The 19,740-nt window shown below is 48.5% G+C and carries 18 protein-coding genes and 1 pseudogene; 9 read left to right on the top strand and 10 right to left on the bottom strand.

The genetic code is table 11. The annotated features are described in order from the left end of the window. Positions 1–18 precede the first annotated feature (18 nt). Positions 19–330, top strand: a pseudogene (locus QJ48_RS38725) (hypothetical protein); the annotation flags it as partial. A gap of 827 nt (positions 331–1,157) precedes the next feature. On the opposite strand, the gene QJ48_RS16175 reads toward QJ48_RS38725, so the two are convergent. Next, positions 1,158–1,703, bottom strand: a complete 546-nt coding sequence (locus QJ48_RS16175) for a helix-turn-helix domain-containing protein (protein ID WP_025846766.1) — start codon at positions 1,701–1,703, stop codon at positions 1,158–1,160. Between the two features lie 332 nt (positions 1,704–2,035). Here QJ48_RS16175 and QJ48_RS16170 point away from each other — a divergent pair, with 332 nt between their 5' ends. The 4 genes from QJ48_RS16170 (at position 2,036) to QJ48_RS16155 (ending at position 5,425) form a co-directional block, all read left to right on the top strand. Further along, on the top strand, positions 2,036–2,932 hold the full coding sequence (locus QJ48_RS16170; protein WP_054974597.1) for an MBL fold metallo-hydrolase: 897 nt from the start codon (positions 2,036–2,038) through the stop codon (positions 2,930–2,932). A gap of 42 nt (positions 2,933–2,974) precedes the next feature. Next, a complete protein-coding gene (locus tag QJ48_RS16165; RefSeq protein ID WP_054974596.1) occupies positions 2,975–3,967 on the top strand; it encodes an alpha/beta hydrolase in 993 nt (330 codons plus the stop codon). A 121-nt stretch (positions 3,968–4,088) separates the two neighbouring features. Continuing rightward, positions 4,089–4,469: a RidA family protein gene (locus QJ48_RS16160; RefSeq protein WP_054974595.1), complete on the top strand. Its 381-nt coding sequence runs from the start codon at positions 4,089–4,091 to the stop codon at positions 4,467–4,469. A gap of 44 nt (positions 4,470–4,513) precedes the next feature. Further along, positions 4,514–5,425 carry a DMT family transporter gene (locus QJ48_RS16155; protein WP_054974594.1) on the top strand — a complete coding sequence of 304 codons (912 nt, stop codon included), beginning with the start codon at positions 4,514–4,516 and terminating at the stop codon, positions 5,423–5,425. Between the two features lie 176 nt (positions 5,426–5,601). Here the strand turns inward: QJ48_RS16155 and QJ48_RS16150 are convergent, their stop codons facing one another. After that, positions 5,602–5,880: a hypothetical protein gene (locus QJ48_RS16150; RefSeq protein ID WP_054974593.1), complete on the bottom strand. Its 279-nt coding sequence runs from the start codon at positions 5,878–5,880 to the stop codon at positions 5,602–5,604. A gap of 150 nt (positions 5,881–6,030) precedes the next feature. Beyond that, positions 6,031–6,303, bottom strand: coding sequence for a hypothetical protein (locus QJ48_RS16145; protein WP_054974592.1), 273 nt, complete (start codon positions 6,301–6,303; stop codon positions 6,031–6,033). Between the two features lie 365 nt (positions 6,304–6,668). Here QJ48_RS16145 and QJ48_RS39180 point away from each other — a divergent pair, with 365 nt between their 5' ends. After that, positions 6,669–6,830, top strand: a complete 162-nt coding sequence (locus QJ48_RS39180) for a 23S rRNA (pseudouridine(1915)-N(3))-methyltransferase RlmH (protein ID WP_157261650.1) — start codon at positions 6,669–6,671, stop codon at positions 6,828–6,830. Positions 6,831–6,965: 135 nt separating this feature from the next. Here the strand turns inward: QJ48_RS39180 and QJ48_RS16140 are convergent, their stop codons facing one another. Then, positions 6,966–7,307: a helix-turn-helix domain-containing protein gene (locus tag QJ48_RS16140; protein WP_054974591.1), complete on the bottom strand. Its 342-nt coding sequence runs from the start codon at positions 7,305–7,307 to the stop codon at positions 6,966–6,968. Between the two features lie 513 nt (positions 7,308–7,820). On the opposite strand from QJ48_RS16140, the gene QJ48_RS16135 reads away from it, so the two are divergent. After that, the gene (locus QJ48_RS16135) at positions 7,821–9,500 is read left to right on the top strand and encodes a methyl-accepting chemotaxis protein (RefSeq protein ID WP_054974590.1); all 1,680 of its coding nucleotides are present in this window, start codon (positions 7,821–7,823) and stop codon (positions 9,498–9,500) included. 65 nt (positions 9,501–9,565) lie between these two features. On the opposite strand, the gene QJ48_RS16130 is transcribed toward QJ48_RS16135, so the two are convergent. Then, entirely contained in the window at positions 9,566–9,985 is a 420-nt protein-coding gene (locus tag QJ48_RS16130; RefSeq protein WP_237762932.1) for a GNAT family N-acetyltransferase, read from the bottom strand. A 684-nt stretch (positions 9,986–10,669) separates the two neighbouring features. Here QJ48_RS16130 and QJ48_RS16125 point away from each other — a divergent pair. Continuing rightward, positions 10,670–11,011 (top strand): DUF1036 domain-containing protein, encoded by a 342-nt coding sequence (locus tag QJ48_RS16125; RefSeq protein WP_054974589.1) that lies wholly within the window; start codon positions 10,670–10,672, stop codon positions 11,009–11,011. A gap of 234 nt (positions 11,012–11,245) precedes the next feature. Here the strand turns inward: QJ48_RS16125 and QJ48_RS16120 are convergent, their stop codons facing one another. The 5 genes from QJ48_RS16120 to QJ48_RS16100 all read right to left on the bottom strand — a co-directional run bounded on the left by QJ48_RS16120 (position 11,246) and on the right by QJ48_RS16100 (position 18,274). Then, positions 11,246–12,925 carry a response regulator gene (locus QJ48_RS16120; protein WP_054974588.1) on the bottom strand — a complete coding sequence of 560 codons (1,680 nt, stop codon included), beginning with the start codon at positions 12,923–12,925 and terminating at the stop codon, positions 11,246–11,248. 12 nt (positions 12,926–12,937) lie between these two features. Then, positions 12,938–14,671, bottom strand: coding sequence for a sensor histidine kinase (locus QJ48_RS16115; RefSeq protein WP_054974587.1), 1,734 nt, complete (start codon positions 14,669–14,671; stop codon positions 12,938–12,940). A 38-nt stretch (positions 14,672–14,709) separates the two neighbouring features. Continuing rightward, positions 14,710–15,594, bottom strand: a complete 885-nt coding sequence (locus tag QJ48_RS16110; protein WP_193394450.1) for a carbohydrate ABC transporter permease — start codon at positions 15,592–15,594, stop codon at positions 14,710–14,712. Positions 15,595–15,625: 31 nt separating this feature from the next. After that, entirely contained in the window at positions 15,626–16,486 is an 861-nt protein-coding gene (locus QJ48_RS16105) for a sugar ABC transporter permease (protein ID WP_054974586.1), read from the bottom strand. A gap of 144 nt (positions 16,487–16,630) precedes the next feature. Continuing rightward, on the bottom strand, positions 16,631–18,274 hold the full coding sequence (locus QJ48_RS16100; protein WP_054974585.1) for an extracellular solute-binding protein: 1,644 nt from the start codon (positions 18,272–18,274) through the stop codon (positions 16,631–16,633). Between the two features lie 426 nt (positions 18,275–18,700). Between QJ48_RS16100 and QJ48_RS16095 the strand changes: the two genes are divergently transcribed. Continuing rightward, the coding region (locus QJ48_RS16095; protein ID WP_157261649.1) for a DUF4855 domain-containing protein at positions 18,701–19,740 on the top strand (1,040 nt) is incomplete at its 3' end.

The following is a 19,740-nucleotide window of genomic DNA, read 5'->3' as shown; positions in this document are numbered from 1 at the left end:
TAGCCTGATGGGGCACTAGGTAAGCCAAGATTCGCTCTTGTTTTAACCGATGAAGCATTAAGACGACAGCCATACGACTTTGTCGGCGTGTCAAGCTATCAGAAGTTCCAAGAGTTTAAGCAATCCGTAATGGAAGATGTAGCCATATTTCATATTGCAGAAGAATGGCACATTAGGTGGGTACTTCATGAAAAATTGAAGGAGTATAGAGGAAGAGACGATTTGGGTGGCTGGATTTCCGGCAAGGACATACCCGACGTACAAAAGTTGTTGGATGAGAATGCCAGATTAAAGGCTGAGTTAGAGCAGTATAAAAGAGCAGATAACTGATATGAAATATTCCGAAATAGAGAAAAACCTGGGAGCAAAAATAACAGAAGGAATGACAAAGGGAAGAACAATGAAAAACACCATTATTGGTAATATCCCCTCATGGTAGACAATGTAAAAAGACATCTGGAAAGATGGACTTAAAACGTTATCGACCAGAGGGGATTTTTTCATAGGAGAACGAAGCCGTACGAATAACAGTTATCCTTTAGAGTTAAAAAATGCAAGCAGTTAGGCTGGTAACCGAGAGGTGACCAGACAACTTGGGATTCGAAATAAGACACAGGTAGAAGTATGAGTAAAGCGTTATCGGGAAGGCCAGCCCTTTAAGCAAGAAGCCTTTCGCCAAGGACGACCGCAGACCAAATTTGTAGCTTAGAAGAAGAAATGGCGTAAAAAAGCAGCTTATCCGAATCCCCTTATGCTACAAGAGAAGTTGCTGGAATCAGTATCTTAACTGGCTTTACGTTTGCCTATTTTGTTACTTATTACATAAATAGGAGTACATACCCGTAAATCGTTTCTCTCTCAATCCAACGGGTCATCCAGCATAGCGCTACGGAATCACTACTTCCCTCTTATATAATTACACTCATCTCGTTTATCGCTTTTGGCATTGTGATGAATATTGCTGGAATACAGTTCTTCGGAAGGCTCATTTTCCCTGATCTGACATGGCTGATTATCATAGCACTCATCTCTCCGGCTGTGAACTTACTATCGTTAACCCTTACCGTAATGGTTTCAGCGAAATCAAAAACCTTCCAGGTTACCCGGTTCGGCCGATCCGCTTGCACGCAGTGCGAGGCATCCTCCAAGCGACCTAGTCAAAAAGTAGGCGGAGTAGCAACTGCTATTAGCAGCGTTTCGCCTTCCCAGATATTCCTATAACTATGGGGGATTCTGGCATCATAATAGATGCTGTCCCCTTCTTCGAGCGTATAACGTTCATTTCCAAGCACAAACTCCAATCGCCCGGAGTGCACAAATAGAAATTCCTCGCCATCGCTATGGCCGACCCCGATGTCGCCGTAGGCTGCTCCTTCTTCCAACACTCCCCATATCGGTCCCATCCGGTTGCTGCTTCCTTGACTGAGCGCGTACCAGGTAATACGGGATCCCTCGGAATGCACCAAAGGTTTGCGCTCGTTTTTTCTAACGACAATGCTTCGCTTCTCCTCGCCGAACAAATCGGTAAAATTCACGTTTAATGCATTCGCTATGCGCTTCAGAACACTGATGGACGGATTCGCCTTATCGCGTTCAATTTCACTGAGAAAAGATAAGGATACAGAGGCTGCTTGAGCTACCTTCTTGAGCGTTAATTTCTGTTTTTTTCGCGTGCTTCGAATGGCTTCGCCGATCGAATTCATATGCAAGCCTCCTAAATTTTCATTATGATTTCGCTATCGGCGAAATTTATATCTTTATAATAGGCGTAAATATGAGCAATATCAAGCCCTTTCACTAGGGTGGAATTACGGTGTAAAAACGTTGATTTTGCGCCATTATTGGACTACTATTTAATAAAGGTTGACGAACGAATTTTACCCGGGTATCTGAACATCGTTCATCTCAACAGAATCATTTTCATTTACAGCGAAATTTTTTAAGGGTACCGAGATACGAATCACAACATTACAGCGGTTTCCTTGTTATCCGAGTTCATAGAAACATTGTCAGAAGGATGAAAGGGGCTTAAAAAATGACTGCCAAAAATCCCAAGGTCTATCGAGTAGGTGATGTAACCGTTACGCGTGTCACGGAGATGATGCTTGACGGTGTTCCGCCAGAAGTATATTTTCCGGGATCGTGGGACCCCCTGTTCCTGGAGGAGAATCGAAACTCTCTTCCGGCTGGCCTGATCGATGGCAATTCTCAGCTTATCGTCAGCATTGGAACGTGGGTGGTGAAGACCCCGAAGCATACGATTCTTATCGATACGGCTACAGGAAACGATAAAAACTTGCCTTTAAATCCCGATCTCGCCAATCTCCAGCTTCCCTATCTCGAGCGGCTGAAGGAGGCGGGGGTTACGCCCGAGGAAGTGGACTACGTTCTGCTGACGCATCTGCATGTGGACCATGTCGGTTGGAATACAAAGCTTGTGGACGGAAAATGGGTGCCGACCTTCCCCAATGCCAAATACGTATTTCCGCTCGCAGAGCAACAATATTACTCCAGCGAGGCCAGCCACAACAAAGCAAACGAAGCAAATTTTAACGTATACGAAGAAAGCGTATTGCCTGTTATTGAAGCCGGCTTAACGCAGACCATTGGCCCTGAGGGCGGAGAATTTCTTAATATATTCAAATTCATTCCGACACCCGGCCACAGCATCGGCCAAATGTCCATCCGGCTTAAATCCGGCGGAGAAGAAGCTTTATTTGGCGCCGATGTGATGCATCATCCGTTTCAAGTCTATAATCCGGAATGGAATTCCATGTACTGCGAATTTACCGATCAAGCGCGTATTTCACGGCTCCGGGTGCTGGAATCCGTAGCAGATCGCCAGGTCATTTATTTCAGTACGCATTTCCCCGGAAGCGCGGCGGGATACGTGACCCGCAGCGGGACTGGATACAAGTGGGACTTTATTTAATACGACCTGACAACAAAACGCAATATGGAAGGCGCTGAGCTTATGATAACCCATCTTAATAATATCCATATCGTGACCGAAGACTTGCGTATCCCGAGCGATACGCCCGGAATCGAGCTTTATGTGCGAAATAAACGTCCGGCTTCCATGAATACCTTCTCTAACGAAAAAACAATCGTGATGGTTCATGGCGCTACCTATCCAATTGGCAGTCTGTACGATGTGGAGCTGGACGGCTTCACTTTTCTGGACTACCTTGCCAGCCATGGCTATGACGTGTATGCCGTGGACATTCGCGGCTACGGCGGCTCGACAAGACCGCCCGAGATGGAGCAGCCTGCCGACCTTAATCCGCCGCTTGTCCGCACGGAGACAGGGGTCCGGGATTTTGGTGCAGCCATAGACTACGTTCTGAAACGCCGGAATTTAACGAAGGTCAACGTACTTGGGATGTCTTGGGGAGGAACGGTTGCGGGAGCTTATACCAGCCGAAACAACGATAAAGTAAACAAGCTTACGCTTGTCGCTCCGCAATGGCTAAGCTCCAAACCGGTTCCGATCGATACCGGAGGACCGCTTGGTTCGTATCGCCTTGTTGCTGTCGGCAGCACGATGGAACGCTGGCTAAGCGCCGCACCGGAACATAAACGCGGCGATCTGATTCCGGATGGCTGGTTTGAACAATGGGTCAACGCCACTCTTGCTTCTGACCCGGGGAGCCTAACCGATCATCCTGAGCATATCCGGGCGACCAACGGCCCTATCCTGGATATCCGCGAATACTGGACGGCTGGCAAAGCTTTCTATGATCCTAAGGATATTACGGTTCCCGTCCTTCTTGTCCATGCCGAGTGGGATATCGATGTCCCTCTTGAATTGGCTCAGAATTTCTTCACTTCCCTGACAGGAGCTGCCTATCGCCGCTGGGTTGAAATCGGTGAAGGGACGCATATGGTCCTTCTGGAGAAAAACAGACTTCAGGCTTTTCAAGCCATCCGCGGATTCCTGGATGAAGCGTACGCACCGGCGAAATAAAGCTTCCGCTGTACGAGCGGACTTTAGGATTATATCGCTTGCCTAATTAGAGGCCCGCGGCATTGTCGCCTCGGGCCTTTTTATTCACCAATTTATAAAAGACGGAGAGAAATTTAATACGATGAGCCATACCGCTATTACAACAACAAAAGCACCCGCAGCTATCGGCCCTTATTCGCAAGCCATCATTTTAGGAAATGCCGTCTATACGTCAGGCATGCTTCCGATTGATGCCGAAGGAAATCTGAAAGAAGGCATCGTTGACCAAACCCATCAAATATTAAAGAACCTGCAAGCCGTTTTAGCTCAAGCTGGATTATCTTTAGTAGACGTTGTAAAAACATCCGTTTTCATGACGGATTTAGAGCAATTTCAGCAGATGAACGAAGTGTACAGCCAATATTTCAGCAATCATCACCCTTCTAGAACAACCGTAGAAGTGTCAAGACTTCCAAGAGACGCCAAGATTGAAATAGAGCTTATCGCAATCAAACACATTTAAATCCGCTCCATTATCCGTATTTCTGTGAAAGAAGGCGCATCTGCTTGCGAACTTATTTGCCTCTCTTGTTTTGCGCAACCCTTTACGGAAGCAATTTCGTCTTAAGTTCGCTGCTGCTGCAAGCATTTCCCGCCTTGCATCTGTCGGCATACCGGCTTATGGTTTCATCGGCGTTCCTGCTTATTTATTTGGTTGCAACCCGTGGCATAACGAAGATTACGTTCCGCGACTCCGTTTATTTGGTACCCTTCGTTCTGATTGGGATGCTGCTTCACCAAGTTTCTTTCTTTACGGGACTCCGGACAACGGATGCAACGACGGCTTCGCTCATCTTATCGTTAGCTCCAATTTTTACGGCGCTGTTTGCCCGCTTATTTTTGAAGGAGCCGTTAACGAAACGCATGGCTGCAGGCTCGATTGTCGCCCTCGCTGGTGTCTTCTTCGTAGTTGGACCCGGCGGAAGCATGGGCACAGCCATTACCGAAGGCGTCTGGATCATGTTTATCTGTATGCTGGCATTGTCGGGATCTATGATCCTCATGAAAAAGCTGACGGAACGTATGGATGCATTTGTCGCAACGGTGTATACCACCGTGCTGGGCTGCATTTCGGTATACCCGGTGGCGGTCTGGAGCGAGCCTCACGTACAGGTGGAGCCTCACTTCTGGTGGTGGGTTCTCTTGCTTGGATCGGCTCTGCTTATTCAGGGCTTATGCGCAGTTATCTGGAATGCACAAATCCGCAAGGTAGGGGCGGCTAAAGCCTCCCTGTTTCTGAATTTACAACCGTTTGTCGCCATGATTTTAGGTTATATCACGCTTGGCACCCCGATTTCCTTAACGCAAGCGGCAGGTTCTGTTCTAATCATTTGCGGCGTAGTTCTAGCCACTGTGCAGGGACAGAGAACAAGGAAAACACAAGACGATAAACTAAAATTCTCCCCTGTGGAGAGATAATGGCCTACGCGGCAATCGAGGCTAAAGAAGAAGATTGAGGATTTACGACAAACCAAAGGGAGCGCTTTTTATCATGGCTCCTTTGAAACGTACACCTGCCGCGGCAAACTGTTCCTTGTTTCGTTGAGCTATCGTACCCGTTACTTCAACAAAGTTACCGTCGATATACAAAAGGGCTACTTCCCGAATGCAATAGCTGTGATAATTTGGATAATCTGATATATCATAAACGAAGCGAAGCCAAGTACCGAGATGGTTGCATAAATTCTTCGGGGATTCTGATACCACTTTGGAAATTGTTCTAATCGTTTAGGGGCTTGGAAACCTTGAACAATATCCCCATGTTTGATTACATCGTTATAGGGAACTCTCTCGTCTAAAGAATTCGATTGGGTTTGATTTACAGTAGAGTGAAGCGTCTCGTCATTAAATGGATTGTAGGAAGAATTTTTCATTTTAAACCTCCTTCAATTTGCCGTCCATATTATAACATTTTTTACTAATTCGCGTGGAGGTTTGTTAAATTATGCTCCCTTTAGCTTAACGCGGCTGCCCAATTCATGCAGGCAGCCGCGTCTTGGTTGTTTTTTAAGTTATCGTGTCCGTTAGCGAATTAACTCGTCTCTGTACGCTTTCTCAAACAATATCTTGTAATGAGTTAATCCGAAATCCCTTTCAAGACCTCTTACTTTGCTCCAAAACTCATCTTCGTCAAAACCTTCAAAATCTTCAATGATGAACAAGGCAAGGTTGTGAAAAACATGAGCGATTCGAAATACTTGGTTGAAGTTTTCTTTACTGAATTCACCACTATTTTTAATATCTAAAAACGCTTGATAATTGATCGTCAAGTATGCCTTTTTTTTATTTTCTTCCAACAGAACTCCTCACTTCAGATGAATTTCCGTTAAAATTTTTAACCTACTCCAAATGTTTGTGGACGGCCTCGTGGGGAATATATCTAAACTAACGTGTCCCGTTAGTTCAGCAATTCTCGTACACAGTCCGCCGCATAACCCGCTAAATGAGAGTACCGCTTCAGAGTACCACTCCGGCGTTCAAGGCGATACCTTTCGAAAATGATAATTCAGATTTGTCACATTTTCATGTGGAATCAGACCGGCCTTCCTCTCTGTACCTCATGAAAATGGGCCGAAGATGAGAATGGCAGTCATCAGGAGCAATCCGCTACAAATGAACTGTTCAACTTTCATCCAGACCGGCAAGGCCATCAGATGTCTCCATTATTATCGGCTCAGAAACCGCACCATACGATGAGAGGCTGACGCTGAATCAAATGAATATGGAAGCAGGACTCAAAATAACTATATTAATTGAACAGCTTTATCGAGCACTTCGTATCATCAACAACCATCCCTACCATAAATTAAATATTGTGCGATAAATGCTATTGGGAGTCGGCCAATGATCTGGATAGACTTATGGTACGTTCAGCTTTACTGTTATAATGGCCAAAAAAGCTAAAAGGAGCATGCCGCGGCAGCTCCTTTAGCAATCAAACCAGAATATTTCCGATTTTTCAATCCAACGGGTCATCCAGCATAGCGCTGATGACCTTCAGTACCCTCTTTTGCTCGTTTACACTTCGGCCTCGGAGCTTGTTCACAATTTCTTCGAGCGTAGACTCGCTTCCCTTTCCACTCACAGGCTGGACATACCTAAAGAACTCAACCATCGACAGATCGAGCGCATTCGTAATTTTATCCAGCACTTCTACGGAACAGACTTTTTCGGAACGCTCCAGCTTGCCAATGTAAGTTTCGTGTACCTCAGCCTTATTTGCAAGTTCTTCTTGACTTAGTCCACGTAATTTTCGAAAGTGCCGGATGCCTTCCCCTACCATTTTCATCAAATCGCTCACGGTAATCACCCTAAGCAAACCATAGACCAGCCAGTCAGTTACTCCAAGAGACTATAGAGCTTATTTCTCTAAAAATATATCCTAAAGGGATATTTTTTGGTATAATAAGACCGGCCCCTTTTCCAAGGTAGGCCTTCGGTATCAAGTCATTTGAATGAAAACAGGCTATTTCAAAAAAGAAAGGACTGAACACCATCAGAGTACTATGCATATACCCCGACGACACGGTGGCAGATATTTACGTCACCGACATTGGAGAATTTCTTCGTCTGTCCAAACTGGTAAACGGAATCACCATGGAAGGAATCAATTACGCTGTAGTCCATACCGAACTAATTGTAGAAAAAGATACTTACTACATATCCATGTCATTAAAGCATAAGCACGCACCATAAACTCGTTTAATCTCCCGTGGAAGAAATTTTTTCCATACCAAATTTTATTGAATAATAAACAAACCGTCATTATAATGGGTTCAGCATCAAGACTCTATACATACTGCGGGGTATACACATGATGGAAAAGAGAACATCCGGGAAGCTCAAAAACAAAGTCGTAGGCATCACACTTCTATTGCTCCTCTTAATGCTCACAACTTCGACCATTGCCACGATTTATTCCATCCGAAGCAGCATGAACACCATTCTGATTGACAAGGGAATCGAGTTGAACAAGGAAATTGCCGATCAAGCCGAGCTGATTCTGGCGGGGAATCCGGATAGCGTCAAGAGCCTCCAAGCTCTCGTCGAGAGAAAGATCAAGGAAACCAATCTTACCTACGCAATTGTCATCGATACGAATGTGACCGCCGTCGCTCATAGCGATTCTCAGAAGATCGGCAAAGTATATAAAGATGATCCGTATACGGAAGACGGAGCCAAGAACGGAAATATCAAGACAAGCGCATTTTATGCCGATGTGCAAAAAATCTGGACTTACGATATCATGACCCCGATCTACAAGGACGGGAAGCTTTATGGCGCCATGGATATCGGCATCCCGCAGAGCGAAATCAGCCAGACCATAACCAAAATTCTGACTAATGTGGGCATCATAGTGGCTATTAGCCTGGTTCTCTTTATCATCGTCATGCTGATGATCTACGAGAAAGCTTTCAAACCGCTGGACCACTTGGTAGCCCTCATTCAAAAAACCAGCAAGCTGGACCTGAAAGAAGACGCCTCCTATGAGAAGCTCATGAAACGAAGCGACGAAATCGGAAGAATGACGGTTGCCATCAGTGAAATGAGACATGCATTAAGAGAGGTTGTCGGTTCGATCAAGCAAGCATCCGGCAGCGTCACCGCCACCTCCGAACATCTGACCCAGGTGTCCAACGACAATTTGGTTTCTACGACCGAGCTCTCACATGCGATTGACAACATCGCCAAAGCAAGCGAAGAGCAAGCCAATGAAACGGAACACGGCTCGGATAAAGTATCTGATATGGCGCGCGGCATGGGGGACATCTTGAACAGTACCTCGGAGATCGAATCGATGGTCAACAAAACCAATAGTTTATGCCATAACGGCGTTTCGATTATTAAAGACCTGACCCTCTCTTCCGAGGAGAACAAAAGAGCTTCCGCAAATGTCGAGAGCATCGTGGTTGAGGTGGACCGCAGCTCGGTCGAGATCACAAGCATCGTCGGCACGATTTATGCTATTGCCAACCAAACCAACTTGCTCGCGCTCAATGCCTCTATCGAATCCGCCCGAGCCGGGGAAGCCGGAAGAGGCTTTGCCGTGGTAGCCGCCGAAATTCGGAAGCTTGCGGAACAAACCTCGAAAGCGACGGAGGAAATCCAGCAAAAGGTCGATACTATTCGAGGAAAATCCGAGCTGGCCGTTGCGGAAATGAAAACCAACCTGACCATTGTGGGAGAAAACGTCAAGAACGTGAACGATACCCGGGACATTTTCATGAACATCTCCGACAATCTCGGCATCCTGCAAACGAAAGTGGAAGACATCTTATCGAGCAGCCAACTCATGAAGGAAAGCAACGACAGCTTGGTCGATTTCATCCAGAGCATATCGGCAACGTCGGAAGAAACCGCCGCCAGCTCGGAGGAAATGGCTGCTATGGCCAAAGGCTATTTGCACAGCGTCGAGGTGCTTGCTAAACAAGCCGAAGACCTTAGCCAGCTTTCCACCACATTGAACAAATATATGAATAAGTTCGAGATTTAACAAAAAATGCACCTATGCCGGATGTCCGGGTAGGTGCATTTTTATGTCGGCTGCGTGAAGGCCTCTCAGTCCGTGGAGTCGGGAGAAACCACATCCCACTTTCCAAACAGCGTCAAACCCGCCGCTTTAGCCAGCGACACGGACGCTTGGTTATCGAGCTGGCATCGGTACTGGGGTTCGTATCCCTGTTCATAGGCGTACTTGCTGATGGAACGCACCACTTTGCGGGCGTGACCTTTTCCTCTAAAGGGCGTCAGAGTCAGTACGCCGAGATCCGCAATATGCGAATCCTCCTCCCAGGGATACATACTGGCGGCGCTGACCAGACGGTTGTGCTCAAAAGAACCGAACACCGCCCAGTGATCCAATTCTACATAAGCGTCATCCAAGTCTTGTTCCGAGGCGGAGGGCTGGAACTCGGAGAAAGCCGCTTCATCTTGCTCCGTTAACCGGCGCAAGTCGCCTTCCAGATGTTCTTGCAGCAATACGTTCTTCTCGGCTTCTGAAAAATAATATACATAATCTGCGCCATGCAGAGTGACTCCAGCTTCATTCAATTTCCGGCGAAAGATCGGCTCAGACGGTTCTATTCGAGCAATTGCCGCAGCTTTCGGATCTCCGGGCTCCGAAGGCGCTAGAGCCATTTATGCCGTGGTCATCTTCACTGCCAGATACCTGTCGCACCCTTTAATCTTCATCCGTCATACACTGGCTTCCATCTGACTGCCAAGTGGCGGCTATTTGAAGTTCACGACGGATTCTTATTTAGTCGGTTTAACGTCTTTTTGTTAGGCGATTTCCTCAATTATACATAGACAATCATCTAAAACATCGACAGCTAAATAAAATATCGGAGAAATACCAATAAACAACATATGAGGAGTGATTGTCTATGCATCATCTATATTATGTACCTTCATTTCGACCTAATCTGAATTTCCCTTATGAATATAAGGTACCATATCCGCAGTATCAAACAAGCCCTTGGTATATAACACCTACTTATGACATAAACCGAGTACCTACAGGATCAGTACATTCAAGCTACACCTATGGTAGAGGTAGGTCTAAGGGCACGCCTGTGTCTGATCGGGGTTTAAATAATGTATATTCTCCTGTCCCAAACTCTGTGACACTTCGCCCCGACAAAAAGGAGGAGGGGTACAACAATGCCACTTCACTTTAGGAACGACACTGGAAAAACCATTTGGGTAGCTATCGCCTACAGGGATGACAGATGTACTGGTAGCAAATGGAGAAAAGAAGGCTGGTGGAAAATTGGACCTAGATCGAGCAAAACGGTTTATTCCGAGTCAGCTAAAAATAAAACCTTTTCCTTCTTCGCCCACGACGAAGGTTATAATCACACATGGCCAAAGCGTGTAGATGCCTACACCGAGCTCCCTAATCACATATTTGATCGGTGCTGGGATGAACCCGGTGGGGAACGTCGTGGGATGGGGGATTTTACATCTCATGCCAGTGACTACACAATGGAACTTTACTTTTAGACAAAAGGGTTCCTTCTCTAAAAAACACTCTTAACAAGACAGGGTGTTTTTTTGCCTTGCATGTTCAATAAATCTCCATTTTTCTTCTTTAACAAACCTGCACCGCTAGTTGAATAAAAAAAATCGACATTATTCCTTAACAGTACCTTACAAAAAAGCAAGGGTTGCCCTTGCCTTTTCAGATATCATTTTACGCTGTCATAGAAACAAGACGGTTTGATTTTTTTCATTTAACTATTGCGAACTAGGCATCGGACTTCGCGCCGTGCGAAAATCCTGCGGTGTACTCTCGTTCTGCTTCTTGAAGAAGCGAATAAACGAAAGCGCCGAGTTATAGCCCAGCGCGGCCGCGATTTCATTGACCTTCATCGAGGTGTTCAGAAGCATGTCTTTCGCGATCACGTTCTTGTAATCGTTCACATATTTCGATAGCCCGATCCCGGTCATTTGCTTATACAGCCTGGATAAATATGACGGGTTTAAGCCTACGTAATCCGCCAGAGCGGTGAGCGAAATGTCCGTAGCGATATGCTCCTCGATATAGCGGTGCACCTTATTCACCACCTCCGTCGGCAGCTGCAAGCCCCGCTGCGCATTCCATTCGAAGACGCAGTCAGCGATTTTCCAATAATATTCCACCAGCTCCGGCCATGAGGCCGAATCGTCATAACGAAACAAAATGTCGAGGTCCACCTGCAAATTGACGTGATCGCGAATGTCCCGATATTTGTAGAGATAGAACAAAAACACGGATGAGAGGGAATGGTACAGCTCGCTCTTCCGCTCGCAGGGCGTGTCCGGGTCGTTCCATATGGCGGTCAGCTCGACGAACAGCTTGTTATACTGCTCGCGGTGATTGTTCTCCAGACAGGTCATGAGCAATTGTACCCGGGCATGGAAGAATCCGTCATGATAGCTTTCCGCTTTGTCGTTAGGGTCCGCCTTCTGCATGTCCTTATCGGTCATAATGACCTCATGCAACAATCCGTGTCCTTGCATCAGGCCGTATTTGTTCGAATGAAACCGGTCCGAGAGGCTGTTCCAAGGGATCGCCTCGCTGCCGAGCAAGAACGACACCGACAGCCGCAGCAGCTTCTTGCACGTTTCCTGCACGCTGTCCAGAATACCGCTCGTATACCGGTGGGCTCTCATCCAATCCAGACCGCCGGCATGGCCGGACAGCTCGTCGGAAGCTTTCGGCTGAATGATCCAGACGATCTTGGACAGCTCGAAGACGACGGAAAAGCTTCGTACCTGCGCCGACAAATACTCGTCGCAAATATTTTGCAGCGCATAGGTTAGCAGCGCCTTATCCGGCATGGTGAACATCTCTTTCCAGGCATCCACCCTTCCCATGAGCAAATACACCGGCAGGCTCGCATCGAGCGGAATATCGATCTCTTTGAAGGCCTGCTTGAGCTCCTCTCCTGTGAACTGCTTGCCTTGCAAGAGTCCCCACATGAACTCCTTTTGCAGCGAGGGCAAGGCCATTCTCATCTTGGATTGCGCTCTTGCAATCATCTGCACTTGATCCTGTTCCTCTTCGATTTTCTCGATGGCCCGTTCGACGGATTGAATGATCTTTTCGTCGCTTTCGACCTTCAGAATATAATCGAACCCGCCGTAGGTAATGGCGCTTCGGGCATAGTGGAAATCGTTATAGCCTGTTAGAAAAATCACCTTGCAGGCGGGCCACTGCGACTTGATTTCCCGCAGCAGCTCGATCCCTTCAATGCCGGGCATCTTAATGTCGGACACGACGATATCGATCCGGTGGTGAGACAGCGCCTCCAGCGCTTCTTCGCCGGAATAAGCGCTCATCACCTCAAGCGGCAGATGGCCGGTTTGCTCGAATAGCTCAAGAAGGCCGTCGACGATAATGGGAAGATCATCCACGATCAGCAGTCGGTACATGCCGTTCCCCCTTTAGCTTACGCTCAGTTTGATGATGACTTGCAGTCCGCCCAACTCCGAACGGGACACGGTAATGCCATATGCTTCTCCGTAGCGCAGCTGAATTCTGCGATGGACGTTCATAATGCCGGTCGTTTCCTCGATCCGGTTCGAGGAATAGCGCAGCTTCTTCTGCAGCAGATCGATCTCCTCATCCGTGATGCTTTGGCCGTTATCTTCGACATAGAGGAGGAAGTCGCCGTCCCTCCGCTCGCTATGCACCCACAGCTCGCCGGGCTGAAGCATATTGCCCAACGCATGCTTATACGCATTCTCGATAATCGGCTGCAGAATGAGTCGCGGCACGTCCATGGCAGGGACATCTCCCTCGAACAAAACCTGAATCCGTTCCCCGTAGCAGATTCGTTGCATCTCGACATACGTGCGGGAATGTTCCACCTCCAGCTCAAGCGGAATTTCATCTTCGTCGTTGCGGGTAATGAACTGGAAGTACTGCCCGATATATAAGCAAAATTGATACGCTTTCTCCTTCTGACTCTCCGATTTAATCAACCGGCACAGCACAAAGAAGCAGTTATATAAAAAGTGAGGATTAATCTGCGATTGCAGCCGCTTCAGCTCCGAACGCTGATTCCGGATTTGCTGCTCGTAGTTTTCCTCGATCAACGTTTTCAAGGACCGCACCGTATCATTGAAGGCCCGGTACAAATAACCGAATTCATCCGCTCCTCGATCAATGAGGATCGGCTCCAGCCGGTTCTGCTGCACGCGGCGGAAGGAATGCACCAGCTTCATCAATGGCCGGTAAATAAACCGCAATAGAAAATAAGTAAAAAACATCACGATACAAACGGCCAGCGCGCACGCCCACCAGAACAACGTCCGATACATTTGCAGCGAACCCAGAACCATCTCTTCCGGGATGCAGGTAATCGAATACGAATTCCAGAGATTGGAGTATTTATACACCACAAGATACCTTTTATGGTCATGTACGATCGTTTCATGGCCTTCGTCGGATTGCAACTCCCGCTTCTCCAAGGCAAAAGACTTCATTCGCTGGAGCAAAGCCGAGTCCATCCCCGTCTCCATGCTCCACCCCAGCTCCAAATTGAGCAGAACGCTCTGCCCGCCCCGCGTACGGCCGATTTGCGCGAGCGTTTCCTTGATCTTGGCCGCCGACAGCTCGACTCCCAGAATATATAACGGACTTCGGACCGCATTTCCCGGATATGGCATCGTAATAAACAGCCGGTCGTTCCAGTAAATGAACGGCGCTTCGTACAGCTTCGCATTTTGCTGCATCGCCATATATTCCTCCGGGTCCAGAAGGGTTTCATAATCGTTGCTGAGAATGCTGCGCTTGAGGAGCGGGACGTAGGCCTTCGCTTCTTCGATAAAGGGGCTTGAATTTTTCATCAGCTCAAGCCGCCGCTGAACATCCAATATTTTGCGCGTCCGCTCGTACGGACTCATGTCATTGCCGGTTGCCGCAAGCTCCATCAAGTCCGTATCCATCACATAGTTCGGCAAATAACGGCTGATGCGATCCGCTTCCTTGTCCAGCGAGTCCATATAGAACCGCGTCGTATTCAGAACCGATTCGGTAATTTCGCTGCGGATATTGTCCGAGCCCTTCTCGTTGATCGTCCAAGTAATCGCCATCAGCGGCAGCAAAGCCGCCAGAAAAGCGGCCATCACCTTCTTGAAAATCGAGGAATCACGCAAAAAGAATAAGCAGTTCATCGTATGTTCTCCTCTAATGCCTGCAGACCGCTTCGCTATTATCCTTTTACACTCCCCATGACGATTCCTTTAATGAACAGCTTCTGCAAGAACGGATACACCACCAGGATGGGAAAGGCCGCTACGAAAATTTGCGCCGCTCTGCTCGTGCGGTCGGACAGCTTAAGCATCAATTCGGCATTCTCTGCTTTAATGAAGCGGAAATCCATCTTGATAATAACCGTCTGTAAAAACGTTTGCAGCGGATAATTTTCAGTATGATTCATATACAGCATTCCGTCAAACCAGCTGTTCCAATGGCCGACCATCGTGAACAGTCCCGTCGTGGCCAAGGCAGGCAGGGAGAGCGGCACGTAGATTTTCCATAAGGTCGTAAAATGGCCTGCGCCGTCGATCCGCGACGATTCCTCCAGCTCCTTCGGCAAGTTGCGATAGAAATTCAGCAGCAGGATGACATTGAACACCGGAACGGCTGTCGGCAGGATCAACGCCCAGATGCTGTCGATCAAATTCAGCGATTTTATCGTGAGATAGGTGGGAATCAGACCGCCGCTGAACAGGATCGTAAAGACGAAGAACCAGGCGTAAAACGTTCGCAGCCGAAATTGCCGAGGCTCCTTGGACAACGGATAGGCCGTGAGAATCGTCAAAAACATGCTGAGGGTCGTTCCCAGCACAACGCGCTGGACCGATACCCAGAACGCCCGCAAATATTCGGGCTTGCCGAACACGTTATTGTAGGCGGCCGTTGTGAACTCGACCGGCCACAGCGTAACCTGGCCGGCCGCGGCGGCCGTACCGGAGCTGAACGAAATCGCCAAAATATGAATAATCGGCATCAGGCACAGGAACGACAGAAGCGCCAGGAAGATGTAGTTACACGCAATAAATAGTTTGCGGCCCAAGGATGTCTTTATCGCCACGGTAGGCCTCCTTTCTGATAACGGACGAAGCTTAGAAAATCCGGTAATTCGCTACGCGATAGGCGAGTACATAGGAAATGGCGATCAAGATGAACGATACGACGGATTTCAACAGACCTACCGCTGTGGCGAAGCCGAATTGCGCCTGCTGCACCCCCATACGATAGACGAAAGTATCGATAATATCTGCGCTTTCATAGACCGGCGGGCTGTAAAGGTTGAAAATTTGCTCGAAGCCGGCATTCAGGACGTTCCCGATATTCAGCGTCAGCATCAGGATGACGATCGGCATCATGCCGGGTAACGTGATATGGAAGGTTTGCTTCCATCGCCCCGCGCCGTCGATTTCCGCCGCTTCATAGAGCGACGGGTTGATGTTGGTTAACGCAGCCAGATATACAATCGTGCCGAAGCCGAATTCCTTCCATACATCCGACAGCACCATCGCATACGGAAACCAGGCGTTGCTTCCTAGGAAAAAGATAGGCTGGATACCGAATAGCCCCAGAAATTGATTGAGAATGCCGGACGATGGAGACAACACATCGACCAAGATCCCGCTTAACAGCACCCACGATAAAAAGTGGGGCAAGTAGACGAGCGTCTGGAACGTTCGCTTGATCCATTCTCTCCGCAGCTCGTTCAGCAGGATGGCCACCGTGATCGGCACGACCAGACCGGCGATGATTTTCATCACGGCAATATAGACGGTATTGAAGAAAATACGCCCGATATCGGGATAATCGATCAATAATTGAAAGTTTTTCATCCCGATGAAGGGTGAGCCGAACAAGCCTCTGTTCGGGATATATTTCTGGAAAGCCATGATGAGGCCCGCCATGGGAACATAGCAGAATATTACCACCAGCACGATTCCCGGAATCAGCATCATATGCAGAGGCCACTCCCGCCTCCACATCCGTGTCAGTCCATTCACGCCATTCACCTCGCGTATGCCTAAAGATGTTGTTGCGGTACCATGAAAAAAAGAGGGAGGGACGGTGTACGCCCGATCCCTCGATTCGCCGGATAGCCGTTATTTCTTCGTCTTGTACCACTCGTTCACTTCTTTGGTCATGGCATCGCCGCCAAGCTTCTTCCATTCTTCCACGAATTTATCGAATTCATCGACCGATACTTGATTCATAATGATTTTAAAATAGACCTCGTCCCGCTTCTTGAGCAAAATTTCCTGTCTCTCGGCCATGGTCGGCGTCGGCGCGCCGTAAAATTTGTTTTGCAGGTACTGCTTGTTCTTCTGGATGGCCGGAATCAGCGAATACACGCCATTCGGACCCGAAATCAGATATTCCCACCACATGCTCGTATCGCCGTTCACGTACTTCAGCGCACGCTCATATCGCGTTTTCTGGTCCTTCGACTCCAGAATACTCGTATCCTTATTGGCAATCGCTTTAGGCAGCACCTCGCCGTTGTTGTCGATTTGCTTGCCGACGCGGAGCGGATTGATCAGCCAGTAATTGTTGCCCTTCTCTTTACGGTCTTTGCCGAACTCATACACCTTTTGCTCTTCGGTCGGGTGATTATCGACAGCGATCCATTGGTTCAGCAGCTTGATGACGCCCTCCGGATGCTTCGCTTTCTTGGAGACAACGTAATATTCGTCCACGCCCAGCCCGATTTGCGATAAGGCCGGGTTGCTATCTACCGTCGGTATCGGGAACGCGCCCCACTCCTGCACCACTTTCCCGTCCTTCACGGCGCCTTTGACGAGCTGGGCTGGCGTCCACGAGGCGCCATAGACCATCCCGATGCCGTTGCTGTAGATCAGCTCAGCCTCTTTCTCCGCGTCCTTCACCGCAAATTCGGGATCGATCAACCCTTTCTTGAACATGTCCTGCAGTGCGGCCAGCGCTTGCTTCACCTGCGGCTGAATATCGCTGTTGACCAGCCCGCCCTTGCCATCCTCGATCCAAATATTTTCATAGGCATGGTATCCGTTCAGGAAAGCCCGCAATCCCGTGACCCCGGTTTCAATATTAAAAGGATTTTTGCTGATCGCGAGTCCATACGGTTTCCCCGTACCTCCGGGATCTTTGGTTTTAAAAGCCTCGGCGATCGTCATCATGTCTGCCATCGTCTTGGGCTCGGGCAAATTCAGCTTCTTCAGCCAGTCCGTACGGACATACAGGAACTGGTAGTTGTACGGATTATAGGTGTTCGGAATCGCCATCAGTTTATTGTCGAACATGGCCGTCTTCATCTGCATGCCGCCGTCCATCGTCAGATACTTCTTCGTTTCGTCCGTGGCATACTTGTTGTACACTTCCGTCAGGTCCATGATCATATCGGCTTCGGTCAGCTCTTTCAACTGCGTCGCGTTCACCGGGAAAAAGTCCGGAAGATCGCCGGATGCGATCGTGATTTTGACCTTTTCCTTGAATTGGCTCGTATCGGCTACCCACTTGTTGGTCACTTTGACGCCGATGTCTTTTTCGTACGCATCATACACGGCGTTCTTGGTAAAGTTCTCGCCTTCGTCGAATTTCAGATACTGATCGCTTGGCGAAACCGTCGATACCTCGATCACACCGTTTCCTTGGCCGGATGCCGCGTTATCCGCTTTGTTTTCCGATTCGTTTGCGTTATTGCTGCATGCCGTAACCGCCAAGCTCATCGCCAATGCGGCGAACGAAAGCGCCTTTGTTGTCTTCTTCATGCTACCCCTCCAAACTTATGTTACAAGTCTCCGGTTGTCTTCCTCCGAGTGTTTCCTTCAGTATGGATAACGCCACCTGCATAGTTCAAGTATAGGCAGGGGACGCGCCTTCAACCATATACTACTCTTTACTTTCGTATACACCTCTTGACGTGGCCGTGTTCCGGTACGGAAGCAAACAAGTAAACAATTGTATACAAAAGTCATAACTTATCTCTTTGAAAATAGGCCCGGATTACTTATTCTTACAGTAAGAAGATTCCTGCATGCGTCAAGCATTGACCGCGAAGGAATCGTCAGGAAAGGAGGCTCTGCCGCATGAATGAACCCGAGGTTTGAACGAAACGTCTCCTGTAAGCTGGATTCGAACGTGATCTATCCAGAGCTTGATGCTGCATTAACTTAACGTTGGAAGGAGCGGGATTTATGGGATTGAAAATAAAATGGACAGCAGCCGTCATGACGGCCGTCATGTTCTTGTCACAGATTTCGGCCGTGCAAGCGGAAGAGGCGAAGCCCCAGGAACGGAACCTTGCTTTAGGGCTGAATTATATATGGTCGCAAGCGCCGGAGGCCGCGCATCCGGATACTAACCGGAAGCTGACCGACGGAAAATATGGCGCATTGGATATGTCGGACCCGGCGTGGGTAGGACACGTGCAGAAAATGACGCGCGAGGTCGTATTCGATCTGGGCGAGCAAAAGTCGATCTCGAAGGTTAAAGCACATTTCTTGCAGGATTGGCCCACGAATTCGATTCTTGTCCCGTTGTCGGTGTCGATGTACGCCTCTGACGACAGCCAAAATTGGGGAGCGCTTTCACACAAGGCTACCCAGCTTCTCTGGGGAGACGGTCCTCCAAGACAAGAGACCTTCGAATGGGACGGAAGCCGGGACGGCATCCAAAGCGATAAAACCGTTACGGGGATGGTTTACGCCCGCTATGTGAAAGTCACCTTCCCGATGCATACCCGGGCTTGGAGCCTCATCGATGAAGTCGAGATTTGGGGCACGGATGGAAAAGTAGCAGGAGCGGTAACGGTTCCTCCCGATCAGGTGGGCTACTTAAAGCCGGGAGAAGCGACAGCCGGAATCAACCATTTGGGCTTGCTGTACAACGGGCATTATAAGGATAATTTAGGCGATTGGACGAAAGAACGGATCATTCCGAATATCAGCTATGTGAATCAAGCCGGGCAGCCGGTGGATCGCCTGTTTGACGGCGTGCTGTATCTCGGTCTTACATCGCCGGCCGGCCGGGGCTATGACGGGAGAGCCAATCTGGAAGATTGGCAATGGTATCTGAATAAGACTTTCGCCGCAACCGGCGACATGCAGCAGCTTAACGAAGCGACCAAGGAAGTCGGGGCCAAGCTGGGGCAGCCGGATTATAAGGAGAAGGTCGTTCTGATGATTCCGGACCCGGGGGAGTACTTGAACGATTTCGGCGTGGTGAACGGGGAAGC

It is taken from the genome of Paenibacillus sp. A3, from assembly GCF_001399685.1.
Classification (GTDB): Bacteria; Bacillota; Bacilli; order Paenibacillales; family NBRC-103111; genus Paenibacillus_G.
This window is presented reverse-complemented; position numbering and strand designations above follow the sequence as displayed.